This window comes from Achromobacter sp. ACM03, from assembly GCF_014851665.1.
Taxonomy (GTDB): domain Bacteria; phylum Pseudomonadota; class Gammaproteobacteria; order Burkholderiales; family Burkholderiaceae_B; genus Achromobacter; species Achromobacter aegrifaciens.
Window position 1 is genome coordinate 38,049 of record NZ_JACVAD010000010.1, and the last position, 16,786, is coordinate 54,834.

The 16,786-nt window shown below is 66.2% G+C and carries 19 protein-coding genes; 13 read left to right on the top strand and 6 right to left on the bottom strand.

Annotated features, from left to right (window positions below; all coding sequences use genetic code 11):
- Window positions 1-126: 126 nt before the first annotated feature.
- A complete protein-coding gene (locus IB257_RS28775) occupies window positions 127-1,050 on the top strand; it encodes a DMT family transporter (RefSeq protein WP_175181732.1) in 924 nt (307 codons plus the stop codon).
- Window positions 1,047-1,691, top strand: coding sequence for a LysE family translocator (locus IB257_RS28780; RefSeq protein ID WP_054458487.1), 645 nt, complete (start codon window positions 1,047-1,049; stop codon window positions 1,689-1,691). Before IB257_RS28775 ends, IB257_RS28780 begins: the two co-directional genes overlap by 4 nt.
- 8 nt (window positions 1,692-1,699) lie before the next feature.
- Here the strand turns inward: IB257_RS28780 and IB257_RS28785 are convergent, their stop codons facing one another.
- Together IB257_RS28785 and IB257_RS28790 are read right to left on the bottom strand one after the other, a co-directional pair.
- Complete coding sequence (locus IB257_RS28785; RefSeq protein WP_054458486.1) at window positions 1,700-2,392, bottom strand: LrgB family protein; 693 nt, start codon at window positions 2,390-2,392, stop codon at window positions 1,700-1,702.
- Complete coding sequence (locus IB257_RS28790; protein ID WP_054458484.1) at window positions 2,382-2,786, bottom strand: CidA/LrgA family protein; 405 nt, start codon at window positions 2,784-2,786, stop codon at window positions 2,382-2,384. Before IB257_RS28790 ends, IB257_RS28785 begins: the two co-directional genes overlap by 11 nt.
- 97 nt (window positions 2,787-2,883) lie before the next feature.
- Here IB257_RS28790 and IB257_RS28795 point away from each other — a divergent pair, with 97 nt between their 5' ends.
- The 9 genes from IB257_RS28795 (at window position 2,884) to IB257_RS28835 (ending at window position 11,323) form a co-directional block, all read left to right on the top strand.
- The gene (locus IB257_RS28795) at window positions 2,884-3,771 is read left to right on the top strand and encodes a LysR family transcriptional regulator (RefSeq protein ID WP_054458482.1); all 888 of its coding nucleotides are present in this window, start codon (window positions 2,884-2,886) and stop codon (window positions 3,769-3,771) included.
- Window positions 3,772-3,809: 38 nt separating this feature from the next.
- Window positions 3,810-4,697 carry an alpha/beta hydrolase gene (locus IB257_RS28800; protein WP_119450679.1) on the top strand — a complete coding sequence of 296 codons (888 nt, stop codon included), beginning with the start codon at window positions 3,810-3,812 and terminating at the stop codon, window positions 4,695-4,697.
- A 265-nt stretch (window positions 4,698-4,962) separates the two neighbouring features.
- Window positions 4,963-5,874: a dihydrodipicolinate synthase family protein gene (locus IB257_RS28805; RefSeq protein WP_175161276.1), complete on the top strand. Its 912-nt coding sequence runs from the start codon at window positions 4,963-4,965 to the stop codon at window positions 5,872-5,874.
- A gap of 89 nt (window positions 5,875-5,963) precedes the next feature.
- Window positions 5,964-6,719, top strand: a complete 756-nt coding sequence (locus IB257_RS28810) for an ABC transporter ATP-binding protein (RefSeq protein WP_082401334.1) — start codon at window positions 5,964-5,966, stop codon at window positions 6,717-6,719.
- Window positions 6,712-7,431 carry an ABC transporter ATP-binding protein gene (locus IB257_RS28815; RefSeq protein ID WP_054458474.1) on the top strand — a complete coding sequence of 240 codons (720 nt, stop codon included), beginning with the start codon at window positions 6,712-6,714 and terminating at the stop codon, window positions 7,429-7,431. The genes IB257_RS28810 and IB257_RS28815 overlap by 8 nt, the downstream gene beginning before the upstream one ends.
- Before the next feature lie 57 nt (window positions 7,432-7,488).
- Window positions 7,489-8,694 (top strand): ABC transporter substrate-binding protein, encoded by a 1,206-nt coding sequence (locus tag IB257_RS28820; protein WP_054458472.1) that lies wholly within the window; start codon window positions 7,489-7,491, stop codon window positions 8,692-8,694.
- 109 nt (window positions 8,695-8,803) lie between these two features.
- Entirely contained in the window at window positions 8,804-9,706 is a 903-nt protein-coding gene (locus tag IB257_RS28825; protein WP_054458471.1) for a branched-chain amino acid ABC transporter permease, read from the top strand.
- A 1-nt stretch (window position 9,707) separates the two neighbouring features.
- Window positions 9,708-10,673: a branched-chain amino acid ABC transporter permease gene (locus IB257_RS28830; RefSeq protein ID WP_125472389.1), complete on the top strand. Its 966-nt coding sequence runs from the start codon at window positions 9,708-9,710 to the stop codon at window positions 10,671-10,673.
- Entirely contained in the window at window positions 10,673-11,323 is a 651-nt protein-coding gene (locus IB257_RS28835; RefSeq protein WP_054458468.1) for a GntR family transcriptional regulator, read from the top strand. Before IB257_RS28830 ends, IB257_RS28835 begins: the two co-directional genes overlap by 1 nt.
- On the opposite strand, the gene IB257_RS28840 is transcribed toward IB257_RS28835, so the two are convergent.
- Complete coding sequence (locus IB257_RS28840; protein ID WP_054458466.1) at window positions 11,298-11,780, bottom strand: multidrug/biocide efflux PACE transporter; 483 nt, start codon at window positions 11,778-11,780, stop codon at window positions 11,298-11,300. The two genes, IB257_RS28835 and IB257_RS28840, sit on opposite strands and share 26 nt — an antisense overlap.
- A 109-nt stretch (window positions 11,781-11,889) precedes the next feature.
- On the opposite strand from IB257_RS28840, the gene IB257_RS28845 reads away from it, so the two are divergent.
- Window positions 11,890-12,753: a LysR family transcriptional regulator gene (locus tag IB257_RS28845; protein WP_119450683.1), complete on the top strand. Its 864-nt coding sequence runs from the start codon at window positions 11,890-11,892 to the stop codon at window positions 12,751-12,753.
- 33 nt (window positions 12,754-12,786) lie between these two features.
- On the opposite strand, the gene IB257_RS28850 is transcribed toward IB257_RS28845, so the two are convergent.
- Window positions 12,787-13,602 carry a ChbG/HpnK family deacetylase gene (locus IB257_RS28850; protein WP_054458462.1) on the bottom strand — a complete coding sequence of 272 codons (816 nt, stop codon included), beginning with the start codon at window positions 13,600-13,602 and terminating at the stop codon, window positions 12,787-12,789.
- Window positions 13,603-13,638: 36 nt separating this feature from the next.
- On the opposite strand from IB257_RS28850, the gene IB257_RS28855 reads away from it, so the two are divergent.
- Window positions 13,639-14,034, top strand: coding sequence for a GtrA family protein (locus tag IB257_RS28855; protein WP_082401333.1), 396 nt, complete (start codon window positions 13,639-13,641; stop codon window positions 14,032-14,034).
- Here the strand turns inward: IB257_RS28855 and IB257_RS28860 are convergent.
- Window positions 13,994-15,571, bottom strand: a complete 1,578-nt coding sequence (locus tag IB257_RS28860) for a glycosyltransferase family 39 protein (protein ID WP_175181736.1) — start codon at window positions 15,569-15,571, stop codon at window positions 13,994-13,996. The genes IB257_RS28855 and IB257_RS28860 overlap by 41 nt on opposite strands.
- A gap of 1 nt (window position 15,572) precedes the next feature.
- Window positions 15,573-16,625, bottom strand: a complete 1,053-nt coding sequence (locus IB257_RS28865) for a glycosyltransferase family 2 protein (RefSeq protein ID WP_119450685.1) — start codon at window positions 16,623-16,625, stop codon at window positions 15,573-15,575.
- Window positions 16,626-16,786 lie beyond the last annotated feature (161 nt).

Consider the following 16,786-nt stretch of genomic DNA (forward strand, 5'->3'; position numbering starts at 1 on the left):
TAAAGTGATATGCAAAAGTGTACCGGTACTGTACCGACAACTATGCGTAGAGTGACAGCAATGCCGAAAACCCGCAATAGCGGATGGGCGCGATGCCCGCGGCGTTCCCCTACCTTGGTGGCTGCGATGACCCGTCCCGCTTTCTATCCGACCTCCCAGGCTGCGCCTGGCGCCCCCGCTGGGCTATGGGAGGGGTACGGCTATGGTTTTCTGGGAGTGCTGGTCTTTTCCCTGACGCTGCCCATGACGCGCCTGGCGGTCGGCGAGCTGGCGCCGCTGCTGGTGGGACTGGGCCGCGCGCTGCTGGCGGCCGTGCCGGCGATTGCCGTGCTCTGGCTGACGCGCGCCCGCCGGCCCAACCGCGAGGAATGGCCCGGCGTGATCCTGGCCGCCCTGGGCATCGTGGTGGGCTGGCCGCTGGCGTCCTCGCTCGCCATGCAGACCGTGCCCGCGTCGCAGGGCGCCGTCTTCAATGGGCTGCTGCCCCTGTCGACCGCGGCCTTTGCCGCGTTGCGCAGCGGTGAGCGCCCCTCGCCCGCCTTCTGGGCCTGGGCCGTGCTTGGCGCCGCGCTGGTGACGGCCTATGCGCTACGCCAAGGTGAAGGCGCCCTGCAGACGGGCTATCTGTGGCTGCTGCTGGCCGTGTTGCTGGGCGGCATGGGCTATGCCGAAGGCGCGCGCGCTTCCCGCACGCTGGGCGGCGGGCGCACCATCTGCTGGGCCCTGGTGATCAGCGCCCCCGTGGTGGCCGCGCCAGTCGGCTGGATGGCGGCGCAGCAGGCCAGCTGGCCCAGCGCCCCGGTGATCTACGCCAGCGCCTATCTGGCGCTGGGATCGATGTTCCTGGGCTTTTTTGCCTGGTATCGCGGCCTGGCCGTGGGCGGCATCGCCCGGGTCGGCCAGGTGCAGTTGCTGCAACCGTTCCTGACGGTGGTGGCGGCCGCATTGTTGTTTGGCGAATCGGTGGAACCGGCGACGTATGTCTTCGCCGCTGCCGTGATCGCCGTCATCGCCGGCGGACGCCGCGCCATCGTCAGGACCAAAGAATGAATCTGCTCCCCTCCAACTGGGCCGACGTGCCTCTGATGTCCCTGTCCTTGCTGGGCCCCCTGGCCATGTTCGCGCTGGTCAGCTCCATTACGCCCGGACCCAACAACGTAATGCTGGCCTCATCCGGCCTGAATTTCGGCTTCCGCCGCAGCGTGCCGCATCTGCTGGGCGTGAACCTGGGCTTCACCTTCATGATCTTCCTGGTCGGCATCGGACTGGGCTCGGTGTTCCAGCAGGTGCCGCAGTTGTACACCGTGCTGAAGTACGCGGGCGCGGCCTATCTGCTGTACCTGGCGTGGAAGATCGCGAATTCAGGTGAAATGGACGACGGCGAGACGCGCGGCAAGCCGTTCACCTTCCTGCAGGCCGCCGCCTTCCAGTGGGTCAACCCCAAGGCCTGGGTCATGGCCGTGGGCGTGATCGCCACCTACACGCCGCAGAACGGTTTCTTCGCCAATCTGGTCATCGCCACCGTAGTCTGCGGCATCGTCAACCTGCCCAGCATCGGCATCTGGGTGACCTTCGGCACGGCGCTGCGCCGCGTGCTGCACAAGCCCTGGGCGATCCGCGCCTTCAATGTGGGCATGGCGCTGCTGCTGGTAGCGTCGCTGTATCCGGTGGCGCTGGAAATGCTGCACTGACGCGGCCCTCAGGCCAGCAGTCCCACAACCACGGCGGGCGTGACCAGCACATTGAACAGGCCCGCCATCACCATCACCAGGCCCGCGACGGCGCCCTCATCGGCCGCCAGCTCGCGGGCCTTGGCCGTTCCGGCGCCATGCGCGCCCATGCCGAACAGCGCGCCGCGCGCCAGCGCCGAGCGCAGCGGCAGCCAGCGCCGCATCAACTGGCCCATGGCCGCGCCGAACACGCCCGTAACGATCACGAAGACGGCGGTCAGGTCCGGCACGCCGCCCACGTGCGACGACACGGCCACCGCGAACGGCGTGGCCACCGAACGCGGCAGCAGGCTCAGGCGCAGGTCCGGCGACAGGCCCAGCAAGCTGCCCAGCATCCAGGCGCTGGCGCCTGCGATCAGGCTGCCCACCGCCACGCCCGCCACCAGCACGGGCCAGTAACGGCGGATCAGCGCGCGCTGTTCGTACAAGGGCAGCGCGAAGGCGACGATGACCGGCCCCAGCATCGCCATCAGCCAGTGCGACCCCGCCATGTAGTCCCGGTAGCCGGTGTGCAGCGCAAGCGCAAGCGCCAGCAACAGCGCGGGCGCCACCACCAGGGTCGACGTGCACCAGTAGGCGTAGCGCCGGTAGAACAGGCGCGCGCAGACATAGGCCAGCACCGTCGCGGCGGGCCAGAACAACAAGTTGAAATCAGCTGGCATGGCGGTTCATCCAGCGGTAGCAGAGATCGATGGTCAAGGCCGTGCCCGTCATCACCAGGGCCGTGCCCAGCAGGATGACGGCCAGCAGCTTCAGGCCCAGCACGCCCAGAAATTCGCGGTGGTCCAGCAGCGACATGACGGCCGGCACGAAGAACAGCAGCATCTCGCCCAGCAGCCAGCTGGCGCCGCGATGCACGTTGCGCACCCGCAGGCGGCGCGTGGCCAGCAGCAACAGCACCAGCGCCATGCCGATGACGCCGCCCGGCACGGGTAGCCCCAGCAACTGAGCCAACGCCTGACCCAGCAGGGAGAAGAGGACCAGCAGGCAGATTTGCAGCACGCGGCTGCGGCGCAGCTTGCTGCGTAGAAGAATGGCGAGGCGTGGGCGAGACATGAGACGAAGTTCCTGCGGCAAGCAGATGTTTTACGCCCGCGCCGCCCATAGATAAAATGAATTCGTTGAATTCAGGCCATTCCAATAAGGCATAAATATGGAACTGCGTCCCCTGCGCGCCTTGGTCGAAGTGGTCCGCCAGGGCGGTTTCTCCCAGGCCGCCAAGACCATCTTCGCGACCCAGCCCACCGTGAGCAAAGCCGTGCGGCAACTGGAAGACGAACTGGGCATGCCGTTGCTGGACCGCCACGCCCAGCCGCCGCGGCTGACCGCCGCCGGCGAAATCGTCTACCGCCGAGCCGTCGCCATGCTGGCGCAGCGCGACGATCTGCACGCCGAGCTGGACGAACTGAAGGGGCTCAAGCGCGGCGTGCTGCGCCTGGGCCTGCCGCCGCTGGGCAGCAGCACGCTGTTCGCACCCATGTTTGCGCGCTTTCGCAGCCGCTATCCGCAGATTGAAATCAGTCTGGTGGAACACGGCAGCCGCCGGCTGGAGGAAATGGTGATGGCCGGCGAGATCGAACTGGCCGCCTCGCTCAAACCGGTGCCCGACATCTTCGAATGGCAGCCCGTGGCGCGCGAGCCGCTGGTGGCGCTGATGCCGGCCGACCACCCCAAGGCGCATGCTGAAACCGTCGGGCTGAGCGACTTGCGGGACACGCCTTTCATTCTGTTCGAGACGGGCTTCGCCCTGAACCGCATCATCCACGATGCCTGCCAGCGCGCCGGCTTCGCCCCTGCCGTTGCCGCGCGCAGCGGCCAGATCGATTTCATCGCGGCGCTGGTGGCGGCCGGCCTGGGGGTGGCCTTCCTGCCGCGCCTGAAGGCCCGCGAAGAGCTGCACGCCGGCGTGGCGCGGGTGCCGCTGCGCGATGCCGGCACGGACTGGGAGATGGTGCAGGTGTGGCGGCGCGGCGGTTACCTGTCGCATGCCGCCCAGGCCTGGCTGGCCCTGACCCGCGAAGTCCATCCCGAAGTATGCTGATGCCGGAACCCAGCCGCCTCGCCCGGGTCAGATAATCCATGCCAGCCTTCCCCCGCCTCTCTCCCCGCCGCCTGTTCGCCGTTGCCCTCTTGGCCGGCGCCAGCGTCGTCGGCTGCACCCAGCTCGATTCCTGGCAGCGGCAGACCATTTTCTCCCCCCAGTCCGAACCGCAAACATGGTGGCGCGAGCCCGCCGCCGGCACCCAGGTTTACGACCTGACGCTGGCCGGCGGCGACAAGGTGCGCGCCTGGTACTGGCAAAGTCCCCAAGCCGGCGCGCCCACCGTGCTGTACCTGCATGGCGCACGCTGGAACCTGAACGGCAGCGCCTTCCGCATCGACGGCTGGACGCGCATGGGCTATTCCGTGCTGGCTATCGACTACCGCGGCTTCGGCGCCTCGACCCCGCGCCTGCCGTCCGAGGAAAGCGCGCTGGAAGACGCAATGGCCGGGTTGAAGGAGCTGGCCCGCATCCAGCCCGATCCGGCGCGCCGTTTCATCTACGGCCACAGCCTGGGCGGCGCGATCGCGATCGACCTGGCCGCGCGCCCCGAACAACCGGCGTTCGCCGGCCTGATCGTGGAATCCAGCTTCACCAGCATCGGCGCGATGCTTGCCACGCTGCGCTGGGGCAAGGTGCCCGGCGCCAGCCTGCTGGTCACGCAGCCGTTCGCCTCGGTGGAAAAGCTTGCGCGCATGCACACGCCCATGCTGTTCATGCACGGCACCGCCGACCGCGTGGTGCCGCACACCATGAGCGACGAGCTCTACGCCGCCGCCAGCAACGTCGCGCCCGAGCTCAAGCGCCTGGTCAAGATCGAAGGCGCCTCGCATTCCGGCGCCTTCCGCAGCGGCGCGCAGTATGAAACCGCGGTGAAGACTTTCATGCAGGACGCGAGCCGCGCGTATCCGCGCAAGGCAGGCTGACAGCCCTCCGCGTCGACGCGGCAGGCTCGGACTGCCTGCCCACGCCTCCTTAGCGCGCTTCCCTTTCGTGACCCGCCCCGCGGAAAGACACGCGCCGCGCTGGCCCCACGCCGAAAGCAATGCCCTCTTGGGAAATCCCCCCGGGTTGACCCGCCCCGGGAAATCCCCGAATCAAAATATCTTCTAAATATATTTATCAGATATTAGACTTTGCACCTGCTCGCCGCTCCGCCATTGAAGCGACGGCATCTTGAGGAGAAGCCAGTTGAGTAACGTGCATTGGCAGGGCGTCTTCCCTGCCGTAACGAGTAAGTTCCATGCCGACGAGACCCTCGACTTCGAGGCGATGCGCAAGCACTTCGGCTTCCTGATCGACAACGGCGTACACGGCCTGGTCACCTGCGGTTCGCTGGGCGAAGCCAGCACCCTGACCCTGGAAGAAAAGCTGGAAGTGACGCGCTGCGCGGTGGAAGTCAGCGCCGGCCGCATTCCGGTCCTGGCCAACGTGTCCGAGACCAGTACCCGCGAAGCGCTGCGCTTCATCAAGGCCGCCGTGGAACTGGGCGTGGACGGCTTCATGCTGATGCCCTCGCTGATCTACGTGGCGGACTCGCGCGAAGCGATGCAGAGCATCCGCACGATGGCCGAGGCCGCGCAGAAGCCCTGCATGATCTACAACAACCCGGTCGCGTACCGCGTGGATCTCAAGCCCGAGCACATGGCCGAACTGGCCGACTGCAAGTGGCTGGTCGCCATCAAGGAAAGCAGCGACGACGTGCGCCGCCTGACCGACCTGCGCAACGCGCTAGGCACGCGCTATCAGCTGTTCATCGGCGTGGACGACCTGTCGTTCGAGGCGCTGGCGCTGGGCGCGGACGGCCTGCTCGCCGGGCTGGTCACCGCCTTCCCGCGCGAAACCGTGGCCCTGTACGACCTGATGAAGGCCGGCAAGTGGCAGGAAGCGCTGGCGCTGTACCAGTGGTTCACGCCGCTGTTGCACCTGGATGTCTCGACCAAGCTGGTGCAGAACATCAAGCTGGCCGAGACCCTGGCCGGCGTGGGCAATGAGCACGTGCGCCGCCCGCGCCTGCCGCTGGCCGGCGCCGAACGCGAACGCTGCGCCGCCATCATCCAGGCCTCTCTGGCCAAGCGCCCCGCGCAGTACCAGTCGAAGTAAGGCCGGGCTCCGGAAGAAGCACGAACCTCCTGGCGCGTGGCGGGACCGCGACGCGCCAGGGCCTGTCCCCAGCAAGCCCAACGGACATCATGCAAAGCGACATCATTCTTCAGACACGGGGCCTGAGCAAGGAATTCCGCGGCTTCGTGGCCGTCAACAACGTCGACATGAGCGTGCGCCGCGGCGCCATCCACGCGCTCATCGGCCCCAACGGCGCGGGCAAGACCACCTTCTTCAATCTGCTGACCAAGTTCCACATCCCGACGCGCGGCGAGATCCTGTACGACGGCGTGGACATCACGCAGGAACGCCCCGCGCAGACCGCGCGCCGCGGCATCGTGCGCTCGTTCCAGATTTCCGCCGTCTTTCCGCAGCTGTCGGTGCGCGAGAACGTGCGCGTGGCCCTGCAGCGCAAGCTGGGCGTGGACTATTGCTTCTGGCGGTCGGAACGCACGCTGGAAAGCCTGCACCACCGCGTCGAGGAACTGCTGGATCAGGTCGGCCTGCGCACGCACCTGGACGTGGCCGCGGGCGACCTGCCCTATGGCCGCAAGCGCACGCTGGAAATCGCGACCACCCTGGCGCTCGAACCCGAGCTGCTGCTGCTGGACGAACCGACGCAAGGCATGGGCCACGAGGACGTGGACCGGGTCAAGCATCTGATCAAGCAGGTCAGCGCGGGCCGCACCATCCTCATGGTCGAACACAACATGAAAGTGGTGGCGGACATCTCCGACACCATCACCGTGCTGCAGCGGGGCGAGATCCTGGCCGAAGGCCCCTACGCGACCGTATCGGAAAACCCGGCGGTGCGCGAAGCCTACATGGGAGCCGAAGATGAATGAAGCCGCCGCAGCCTCCAGCATGCTGGAGATCCGCAACCTGCACGCCTGGTACGGCGAATCGCACATCCTGCACGGCATCGATCTGGACGTGAAGCCCGGCGAATGCGTGACCCTGCTGGGCAGGAACGGCGCGGGCCGCAGCTCCACGCTGAAGTCCATCCTGGGCCTGGTGGGCCGGCGCAGCGGCTCGATCAGGATCCAGGGCCAGGAGACCGTCGGCCTGCCGCCCCATAAGATCGCGCGCCGCGGCATCGGCTATTGCCCTGAAGAGCGTGGCATCTATGCATCCTTGACCGCCGAGGAAAACCTCATGCTGCTGCCCTCGGTAGGGCCGGACGGCATGTCGGTGGCAGAGATCTACGACATGTTCCCCAACCTGAAAGAACGCGCGCACAGCCCCGGCACGCGCCTGTCGGGCGGCGAACAGCAGATGCTGGCGATGGCGCGCATCCTGCGCACCGGCGCCCGCCTGCTATTGCTGGATGAAATCACGGAAGGCCTGGCCCCCGTCATCGTGCAGTCCCTGGGCCGCGTGATCCGGCAATTGAAAGAGCGCGGCTACACCACCGTGCTGGTCGAGCAGAACTTCCGTTTTGCCCAGCACCTGGCCGACCGCCATTACGTCATCGAGCACGGCCAGGTGGTGGCGGTGATAGACCGCGCCGAAGTCCAGCAATCGCAGGACAGGCTGAACGCCCTGCTCGGCATTTGAGTTTTCCAGACGCATTCCTTCCGACCGCAGTCCCCTTCCTACACGGAGCGTAGTCAGATGAAATTGAATCGAATCTCAGCAGCGCTGTTCGCCATCGGCATGATCGGCGCCGCCCAGGCCCAGACCAAGGTCAGCGATGACGTGGTCAAGATCGGCGTCCTGACCGACCTGTCCGGCGTCTATTCCGACCTGGCCGGCAACGGCTCCGTGATCGCGGCCCGCATGGCCGCCGAGGAAATGGGCAACAAGGTGCTGGGCAAGCCGGTGGAAGTGGTTTCCGCCGACCACCAGAACAAGCCCGACGTCGCGGCCAACCTGGCCCGCGAATGGTTCGACCAGGGCAAGGTCGACATGATCACCGACTTCCCCACCGCGTCCACCGCGCTGGCGGTGATGGAAATCGCCAAGCAGAAGAACCGCGTGACCATGCCGTCGGCGGGCCTGTCCACCGCGATCCTGGGCGAAAAGTGCTCGCCGTTGAACGCCCAATGGACCACCAACACCTACGCCCTGGCCGCTGGCACCGCGCGCGCGCTGGTCAAGGAAGGCAAGAAGAGCTGGTACTTCATCACCGCCGACTACACCTTCGGCCACTCGCTCGAAAAGGACGGCACCGAAGTCATCCAGGAGAACGGCGGCAATGTGGTGGGCGTGTCGCGCCATCCCTTTCCCGGCAACGACTTCTCTTCGTTCCTGCTGAAGGCGCAGGCCTCCAAGGCCGACGTGATCGCGCTGGCCAACGCCGGCAACGACACGGTCAACGCGGTCAAGCAGGCCAACGAGTTCGGCATCAACAAGAAGCAGATCGTGGCGCCGCTGCTCACCTACATCTCGGATGTGCACAGCATGGGCCTGGCCAAGGCGCAGGGCATGTACCTGACCGAAGCCTTCTATTGGGACTATGACGACGCTTCGCGCGCCTGGGCCCAGAAGTTCTTTGAAAAGGCCAAGAAGATGCCGACCGCCTCGCAGGCCGGCGTGTATTCGGCCACGCTGTCGTACCTGAAGGCGATCGAAGCCGCCGGCACCGACGACGCACCCGCCGTGATGGCCAAGCTGCGCGAAATGACCATCAACGACGCCGTGATCCGCAACGGCAAGCTGCGCGCCGACGGCGCGCTGGTGCACGACATGCTGCTGCTGCAGGTCAAGACGCCCAAGGAGTCCAAGGCGCCGTGGGACTACTACAACGTGAAGTCGGTGCTCAAGGGCGAGGACGTGTTCCCCAAGCCCCAGGCCGCGTGCTCGTTGAACAAGACCTGATGCCGCCACGCGCCGCACGCACAGCGTGCGGCGCCGGCTGCCATGGCCGCGGCGCACCGCCGCGCGCTTCCCGGAAATCGACGCGACACCTTTCCGCCCGCCGCCTACCATGTTCGACATCTCGCTTTCCGCCTTGCTCGCCCAACTGCTGGTGGGTCTGATCAACGGCTGCTTCTACGCCATCCTCAGCATGGGGCTGGCCATCATCTTCGGCTTGCTCAACATCGTCAATTTCACGCACGGCGCCCAGTTCATGATGGCGGCGTTCCTGGCCTGGATCGGCTTCACCCAGCTGCCGCAGTTGCTTGGGCCGGGCGTGCAGATCAACTTCTGGGCCGCGCTGATCCTGGCTCCCCTGCTGGTGGGGCTGGTGGGGGTCGTGATCGAGAAGACGCTGCTCAAGCGCCTGTACCACCTGGACCACCTGTACGGCCTCTTGCTGACCTTCGGCATCGCGCTGATGATGGAAGGCGGCTTTCGCTACTTCTACGGCATTTCAGGGGTGGGCTATGAGCCGCCCGAGGTTCTGCAGGGTGGCTTCGACCTGGGCTTCATGTTCCTGCCGGCCTATCGCGCGTTCGTGGTGGTGGCGTCCCTGGTGCTGTGCCTGGCCACCTGGTATCTGTTCGAACGCACCCGCCTGGGCGCCATGCTGCGCGCCGGCACCGAGAACCCCAGGCTGCTGCAGGCTTTCGGCGTGAACGTGCCAGTGATGATCACCCTGACCTACGGCTTCGGCGTGGCGCTGGCCGGCGTGGCCGGGGTGCTGGCCGCGCCCGTCATGCAGATCAACCCGCTGATGGGCTCGAACCTGTTGAACATCGTGTTCGCCGTGGTCGTGATCGGCGGGCTGGGCTCCATCATGGGCGCCATCGTCACCGGGCTGACGCTGGGCCTGCTGGAAGGGCTGACCAAGGTGTTCTATCCCGAAGCCTCGACGGTGGTCGTCTTCATCGTCATGGCGATCGTTCTGCTGACGCGCCCCGCCGGCCTGTTCGGCAAGGAGAAATAAGGTGCAGCGCATACCCTCCTCGATCCGCATCCTGGCGCTGCTGCTGGTGCCGGCCCTGCTGGTGCCGCTTTTCCCGCAGATCGTCTATCCCGTGTTCGTCATGAAGGTGCTGTGCTTTGCGCTGTTCGCGCTGGCCTTCAACCTGCTGACCGGTTTTACCGGCCTGGTGTCGTTCGGCCATGCCGCCTTCTTCGGCTGGGCCGGCTACGCGGCCGGCGAAATGATGATCCTGTTCGGCGCCCGCGGCCTGCCGCCCGAAATCGCCATCGCTTGCGGCGTGGCCATGGCCGCGGCCATCGGCTGGGCCATCGGCTGGCTGGCGATCCGGCGCACCGGCATCTATTTCGCGATGATCACGCTGGCGCTGTCGCAGGTGGCGTACTTCATGGCGGTGCAGGTGGGCTGGACGCGCGGTGAGGACGGCATGCAGGGCATCCCGCGCGGAAAGTTCCTGGGCCTGGTGGACCTGAGCGTGGACGCCAACATGTATTACTTCACGCTTGGGGTCTTCGTGCTGGGCTTTCTGTTCGTCTACCGGGTGATCCATTCGCCCTTCGGCCAGGTGCTCAAGACCATCCGGGACAACGCGCCGCGCGCCATATCGCTAGGTTACGATACAGACCGGTGCAAGCTGCTGGCCTTCGTGCTGTCGGCCTCGGTGGCCGGCCTGGCCGGTTCGCTGAAGGCGCTGGTGCTCCAGCTGGTTGCATTGAACGACGTTTCGCTCGCCACCTCCACCGAGGTGCTGCTGATGACGCTCCTGGGCGGCATCGGCACGGTATGGGGGCCGGTGGTGGGCGCGACGCTGGTCGTCAGCTTGCAGAACTATCTTGCCACCCTGGGCGACATCGTCACCATCGTCATCGGACTGATTTTCGTGTTGTGCGTGTCGTTCTTCCGGCGCGGATTCGTCGGCGAATGGCTGGCCTACACGCAGTGGCGCAAAACGAAGGAAAACAACAGTTGATGGCAGCAGCAGAATCCAAACGGCGCGCCGCCGATGTCGCCTACGACCAGATCGAAAGCATGATCGCCACGCTGCAATTACAGCCGGGCAGCGCGGTCGTGGAAGCGGATCTGGTGGAAATGACCGGCCTGGGACGCACGCCGCTGCGCGAGGCGCTGCTGCGCATGGTGGCCGCCGGGCTGATACGCCAGGAACCGCGGCGCGGCCTGCGCGTGTCCATGATCCAGCTGGCAGACCACATGGACCTGATCCAGACCCGCCGGGCGCTGGAGCAGCTGATCGCGGCCAGCGCCGCGCGCCGCGCCACCCCGGCGCAGCGCAGCCAGATCGTGGATTGCGCGGCGCAGATGATCCAGGCGGCGGAAGGCGGCAATCTCGACAACTACATGCATGCCGACCAGATGCTGGACCACGTCTGCCACCAGGCCTGCCGCAACGCCTCGGCCGTGAATGCGGTGGCCCCTTTGATCATCCAGTGCCGCCGCTTCTGGTACGCCTACCAGCACGAGGGCGACATCGCCGAGGGCGCTCGCCGCCACATGCTGATGGCCGAGGGCATCGCCACCGGCAACGAGTCCGCGGCCATCAAGGGCGCGGACTCGCTGATGGACTACCTGGAGATGTTCACGCGCAAGGTGATTGACGCGTGACGGCCGGCGCGGCCTGCCCTTTGCGGCGGGCCAGCCACTGCAGGACCCGTGGCCGCGAGCGGTCATAGGCCAGGTTGTAGAGGAAGGCGTAGGGCAGATAGAACAGCACCAGCGCGATATCCAGCACAAAGGCCTGCCACAGGCTGATGTCTAGCCACCAGGCCGCCAGCGGGATCACGATCAGGATCAGGCCCAGCTCGAAGCCGAAGGCATGCACCACGCGCAGCCGCAGCGTGCGGGTCCAGCCCATGCGGTTCTCGATGCGGTCAAAGCCGGCGTTGTAGATCATGTTCCAGACCAGCGCGATCCAGGCGATCACTGCCGTCAGCACGCCCATTTCGAACAGGGACTTGCCCATGGCCCAGGCGGCCGCCGGGGCGCACAGGCCGATGGCGATGATTTCGAACAGAAAGGCGTGGAGGAAACGTTCTTTAATGGATTTCTTGGCTTGCGTCATGACCCACCTGCGGTCGGTTGATACTCAGTGGCAGGGATTCTCGACGATATTTCCGTTACCATAAAGATAGTTTTCATCGGAAAAACCGATAACATCGGACATCCCACCCATGCGCCACTCCCTGGAATCCCTGGCGGCGTTCGCCCAGGTCGCCTCCGAAGGCACGTTTTCGGCTGCCGCCCGCAAGCTCGGGAAAAGCCAGTCCACGGTCAGTGAAACCATCGCCAACCTGGAAGTGGACCTGAACGTGACATTGTTCGACCGCAGCCAGCGCCAGCCCGCGCTAACCGAAGCCGGCCAGGTCCTGCTGGGCCAGGCCCTGCAAGTGCTGGCTGCCAACGATCGGCTGAACCGCAGCGCCAGCCAGCTGGCCGAGGGCCTGGAGCCCCGGCTGACGGTGGTGCTGTCCGACACATTCCAGTCCGAGACCTTCGACACCATGCTCAGCCAGATCGACCGGCGTTATCCGGCGCTGCGCTTCGAATGCCTGATCGCGGAATACGAGGACGTGGTGGCGCTGGTGCAGCAGGGCCGCGCGCACCTGGGACTGATGGCCGCCCAGGACAGCTACCCGCCCGACGTGGCGCACGCGACGCTGGCGGAGCTGTCTGAGATCGTCCTGTGCGTGGGCCGCGGGCATCCGCTGGCCCAGCTGCCGCAGGTCACGCAAGACCAGCTGAAGTCCGAACGCGCGCTACGCCTGAGCACTTACGAGCTGGGCGACAAAGACGCCGAGCCTGCCTATGCGACCTGGTCGGCGCCCGGCTATCTGATGCTGCTGGAAATGGCCAGCCGCGGATTCGGCTGGACCGAGCTGCCGCGCTGGATGATCCAGCGCTTCGGCCAGGATCAGCTGGTGGAGTTGAAGTCGCCGGGCTGGCCGCGCCACATCCGCGTCGATGCGGTCTGGTCACGGCGGCGCGCGCTGGGACCTGCGGGCGCCTGGCTGCTGCAGAGCCTGACGGGCGGCTAGAGCCAGCCCGCGCCGCAACGACCTTGCAGCCTATCAGCGCGCCGTGGCCGGCAAGCGCGAGATATGCACCCCGTTGGCGTTGAGCCAGTCGCCCAGCTTGGGGCTGGCCAGCACGTCGAATTCCGCGCGGCGCTGGCGTGACATGGCGCAGCCGTCCTGGTTGCCCATGGCCGGATGGCACATGAGCAGGTCGCAGTCGCGCGCATTGAACAGCCAGTTCTGCAGCAGATCCGCATAGCGGCGCTTGCCGCCTGCGAAACCATAGACGCCCAGCAGCCGGCGGTTGGTGCGCATGCCATCCTGGCGCGCTTGGCGCGCCAACGCCGCGGCGCCCAGCGCGCCGATGACACGCGCCTTGATGGCCTCCTTCATGGGAATGCCGAACTGCATGCCCGGCGCCGTCTGGCGCAGCCATGGCATACGGGCGCCGTAACGGCGCTTGAGCAGTTGCAGCAGGCGCTCGCGAATGCCGGGCAGTTGATGCACGTGCTGGTGACCGTCGACATAGTCGGGCGCGCGGCCGAACGCGGCCTCGAAGGCGTCGAACTGACGCTCCAGCTGCGCCTCGATCCACTCTCCGTCCAGCCTGCCCGTGTAGGCATTGAGGATCAGCCGGCTCAGCGTCGGCATGGGCTCGGCGCCGGGCATGAGCGATTCGGTGAAGTTCACATGCAGGCCGATATCCACGTTCAGCGGCGCCAGCCGCCTCGCATTGACCGCAAACGAAGGGCCCAGCGCGAGGCAGCTGACCGCGCTCAGGCGGCCCATGCCGGCCAGCGCAATCATGCCTTCATCGATGTCGGCATTCATGCCAAAATCGTCCCCGCAGACAACGATACGTTTGCTCATCGCTATACCTCTGACTTCCTTATCTTCACGGCTTTCATGCGCGCCCTGCTGCAACAAGTAAGCACTTTCATTGCTGTCGGATGCGCGGCCGCAGCCACCCATTGGGCTGTCGCCGTGGGTTGCGTCGAACTCTTCCGCCTGCCGCCCCTGGCCGCCAACCTCGTGGGCTGGCTGATCGCCTTCGCAGTGTCCTTCGCCGGCCATTACCGGCTTACATTCCGACATTCCAAAACTCCCTGGACGGTAGCAGCGCGCCGTTTCTTCTTTGTGTCAGCCGCAGGCTTTCTCATCAACGAAGCCACCTACGCCTGGTTACTGCACAACACTGCCATCCGCTACGACATCCTGCTGGCGCTGATCCTGCTCGGGCTTGCCGTGGCGACTTTCATCGTCAGCCGGTTCTGGGCATTCCGCCACAAACCCGCTGCCTGAACGCCGCGTCCACGTCGACGCGCCACATCACGTACTTCACGCTGCTCACCACCGGCGCCAGCCCCTGCAGCGGCGGATAGGTGGGGTTGTCGGCCGCAGTGCCCCACACCCAGAAACGCGCGCCTTGCTCCGCCTGGCACAGGCGCGCGGTGAACTCCGCGGGACTGAGCAATACCTCTCCGCCCGTCTCGGGATCGAACTGGGCGGCGTCGTACAACTCCTTGCGCCAGTTGTCGCGCACGGGGACCTCCGGGTTGCGCCAGTCGTCCACCACCCACGCAGGACGCGCCGCCCTTGCGTAGAGCGCCAGATCGAAGGGATAGGTGTGCAGCGAGACGAACGTATCGTCCGGCCGCGCCTGTTCCCGCACCACCCTGGCCAGCGGCTCCGCGCTGCCGCGCGCGTTGTTCGCCGCAATGCCCACCGCGATGACGCAGATGCCCGCCGCCAGGACCGCGCTCAGGCGCACCAGGCGAGTTGCACCCTCGGCATCGGCGCGCCTGGCCCCCTGGATCACTTCAGCCAGCAGAAAAGCCAGCGGCGCCAGCGCCGGCAGGACATAGCCCACGAGCTTGGACTGCGGCAGCGAAAAAAACACGAGCACGACGGCAAACCACACCAAAGCCAGGCGCCGCAGGCTGCGCGTAGGGCCCACCCAGAACGCCTGGCGCAATATGCCGCCGCCCCACAGCGACCAGGGCAGGCTGAGCCCGACAATCACCGGCAGATAAAACCAGAACGGCTGCGCATTGTTGAAGCCGCTGGCCGCGAAACGCTGGAAATGCTGATAGACGAAGAAGTAGTCGTAAAAACCGGGATAGCGCAGCTGCATCAGCAAGAACCACGGCGCCGCCACGGCGATGAACGCCAGCAGCGCGGGCGGCCAGCACAGCGCGGCCAGGCCGCGCCAGCGCCGCTCCCACAGCAGCCAGACCAGCAGGATCGCGCCCGGCAGCGCCAGGCCGATCAAGCCCTTGGCCAAGACCGCCAACGCCGCCAGCACGCCGGCCGCCACCGCCATCGCGCGCCATGCCTGCCCGCGCTCGACGCGCAGCGCCGTGTCCACGGCGGCCAGCACGCATAGCGTGATCAGGCCGGCAACCAGCATGTCCAGATTTGCGAACTGCGCGCCGCCATAGAAGAACGGCATGGTGGCGAGGACCAGCACCGTCAATGCGGCGGTCTCGGTATCTCGGTAGCGCCGCACGAAGCAATACAGGGCCGCCACGGCGCCCCACGCGGCCAGCCAGGAAGGCACCCGCGCCGCCCAGGGATGCACGCCAAACACCGAGAAGGACAGCTCGGTCAGCCAGTAATAGAGCGGCGGCTTGTGGAAGTACGGCATGCCGTCCAGCAAGGGCACCGCATGCGAGCCGCTGCGCAGCATGTCCCAGGCCACGCCTGCATAGCGCCCTTCATCGGGCAGGGTCAGGGGCCTGATCCAGGCCAGGAAGGCAAGCCACGCGCCTATCGCAAGCAGGAAGCGTCCTGCCGGCGGGGTCCAGTCGGAACGCCGCCAGAAAGTCGTGGCGGACATGTCAGCCCAGGCCTTTGCCCGGCCGGGAAGCCTGGCCCTGCCGGCGGCGCACGACGAAGAGCGGCCGTCCCTTCACTTCATCGAAGATGCGGGACACGTACTCGCCCACCACGCCCAAGGAAATCAAATTTACGCCGGCAAAGAACAGCACCGCCGTCACGATGGTCGTCCAACCGGAGACCTGGTTGCCGAAGAACAGGTACTCGCCGACCAGATAGGCCGCGTAGCTCAGCGCCAGCATGGCGAAGGCCACGCCGACCAGGCTGACCAGACGCAGCGGCCAGGTGGTGAAGGCGGTCAGGCCATCCAGCGCCAGCCGGAATAAGCGCATGCTGCCGAAGCGGCTGTCGCCGTGCATGCGTTCCTCGGGGGTATAGGCCAGGGCCTCGCCCTTGAAGCCGACCCAGGCGTACAAGCCCTTCATGAAACGGGTGCGTTCGGGCAGCGCGATCAGCGCGTCCACCACGCTGCGGTCCATCAGGCGGAAGTCGCCCGCGTGCGCCGGCACATCCACGCCGCGCGCGCCGCTCAACAGCTTGTAGAACCAGCGCGCGCCGGTGCGCTTGGCCCAGGATTCGTCGGCGCGGGTCTCGCGCACCGCGTAGACCATTTCGGCGCCGGCGGCCCAGCGCGCCAGCATCTGTTCGATCAAAGCAGGGGGATGCTGCAGATCGGCGTCCAGGCAGATCACGGCATTGCCGGTGGCGGCTTCCAGGCCGGCGCTGATCGCGGCTTCCTTGCCGAAGTTGCGCGACAGCTGCACGTAGCGGAAACCGTCGTGTTCGGTCCATTCGGCCATCAGCGCTTCCGTGCCGTCCGTGCTGCCGTCATCGGCCACGATGATCTCCCAGCTGGTGCAAAGCGCCTCCAGGCGGTTGCGCAGCAAAGGCAGCAGGACCCGCAGGTTCTCGCATTCGTTCAGGCAGGGAATCACGCAAGTCACGCAGGCGTCATACGGTACGGGCGCCTCGGCCGCCGGCCATACCGCTTCCAGAGGATACGATTTGGTCAACACTTGCGGGACGGCGGATTCGGACCGGAATTGGATGTGCATGGCTCTAGACTCGGAATGCAGGACTATGGTGAGCAGTATGCGAAGGGTGTCGTTGAATTTTCATAAAATGCGGCGCGCCCGACGATCCGGCAATCCAGGGCGAATTCTAGGGAGCCCCTCCCTGAAAACAATAAAGTCCCGTGAACCTGTGTCCCCAATTT

What these genes read in the sequence shown, in the direction of transcription:
- IB257_RS28865 (WP_119450685.1), bottom strand. Translation starts at nt 16,625, where the DNA reads ATGCACATCCAATTCCGGTCCGAATCCGCCGTCCCGCAAGTGTTGACC.
- IB257_RS28810 (WP_082401334.1), top strand. Translation starts at nt 5,964, where the DNA reads ATGCAAAGCGACATCATTCTTCAGACACGGGGCCTGAGCAAGGAATTC.
- IB257_RS28785 (WP_054458486.1), bottom strand. Translation starts at nt 2,392, where the DNA reads ATGCCAGCTGATTTCAACTTGTTGTTCTGGCCCGCCGCGACGGTGCTG.
- IB257_RS28800 (WP_119450679.1), top strand. Translation starts at nt 3,810, where the DNA reads ATGCCAGCCTTCCCCCGCCTCTCTCCCCGCCGCCTGTTCGCCGTTGCC.
- IB257_RS28840 (WP_054458466.1), bottom strand. Translation starts at nt 11,780, where the DNA reads ATGACGCAAGCCAAGAAATCCATTAAAGAACGTTTCCTCCACGCCTTT.
- IB257_RS28815 (WP_054458474.1), top strand. Translation starts at nt 6,712, where the DNA reads ATGAATGAAGCCGCCGCAGCCTCCAGCATGCTGGAGATCCGCAACCTG.
- IB257_RS28790 (WP_054458484.1), bottom strand. Translation starts at nt 2,786, where the DNA reads ATGTCTCGCCCACGCCTCGCCATTCTTCTACGCAGCAAGCTGCGCCGC.
- IB257_RS28775 (WP_175181732.1), top strand. Translation starts at nt 127, where the DNA reads ATGACCCGTCCCGCTTTCTATCCGACCTCCCAGGCTGCGCCTGGCGCC.
- IB257_RS28855 (WP_082401333.1), top strand. Translation starts at nt 13,639, where the DNA reads ATGCGCGCCCTGCTGCAACAAGTAAGCACTTTCATTGCTGTCGGATGC.
- IB257_RS28825 (WP_054458471.1), top strand. Translation starts at nt 8,804, where the DNA reads ATGTTCGACATCTCGCTTTCCGCCTTGCTCGCCCAACTGCTGGTGGGT.
- IB257_RS28820 (WP_054458472.1), top strand. Translation starts at nt 7,489, where the DNA reads ATGAAATTGAATCGAATCTCAGCAGCGCTGTTCGCCATCGGCATGATC.
- IB257_RS28850 (WP_054458462.1), bottom strand. Translation starts at nt 13,602, where the DNA reads ATGAGCAAACGTATCGTTGTCTGCGGGGACGATTTTGGCATGAATGCC.
- IB257_RS28835 (WP_054458468.1), top strand. Translation starts at nt 10,673, where the DNA reads ATGGCAGCAGCAGAATCCAAACGGCGCGCCGCCGATGTCGCCTACGAC.
- IB257_RS28795 (WP_054458482.1), top strand. Translation starts at nt 2,884, where the DNA reads ATGGAACTGCGTCCCCTGCGCGCCTTGGTCGAAGTGGTCCGCCAGGGC.
- IB257_RS28845 (WP_119450683.1), top strand. Translation starts at nt 11,890, where the DNA reads ATGCGCCACTCCCTGGAATCCCTGGCGGCGTTCGCCCAGGTCGCCTCC.
- IB257_RS28860 (WP_175181736.1), bottom strand. Translation starts at nt 15,571, where the DNA reads ATGTCCGCCACGACTTTCTGGCGGCGTTCCGACTGGACCCCGCCGGCA.
- IB257_RS28780 (WP_054458487.1), top strand. Translation starts at nt 1,047, where the DNA reads ATGAATCTGCTCCCCTCCAACTGGGCCGACGTGCCTCTGATGTCCCTG.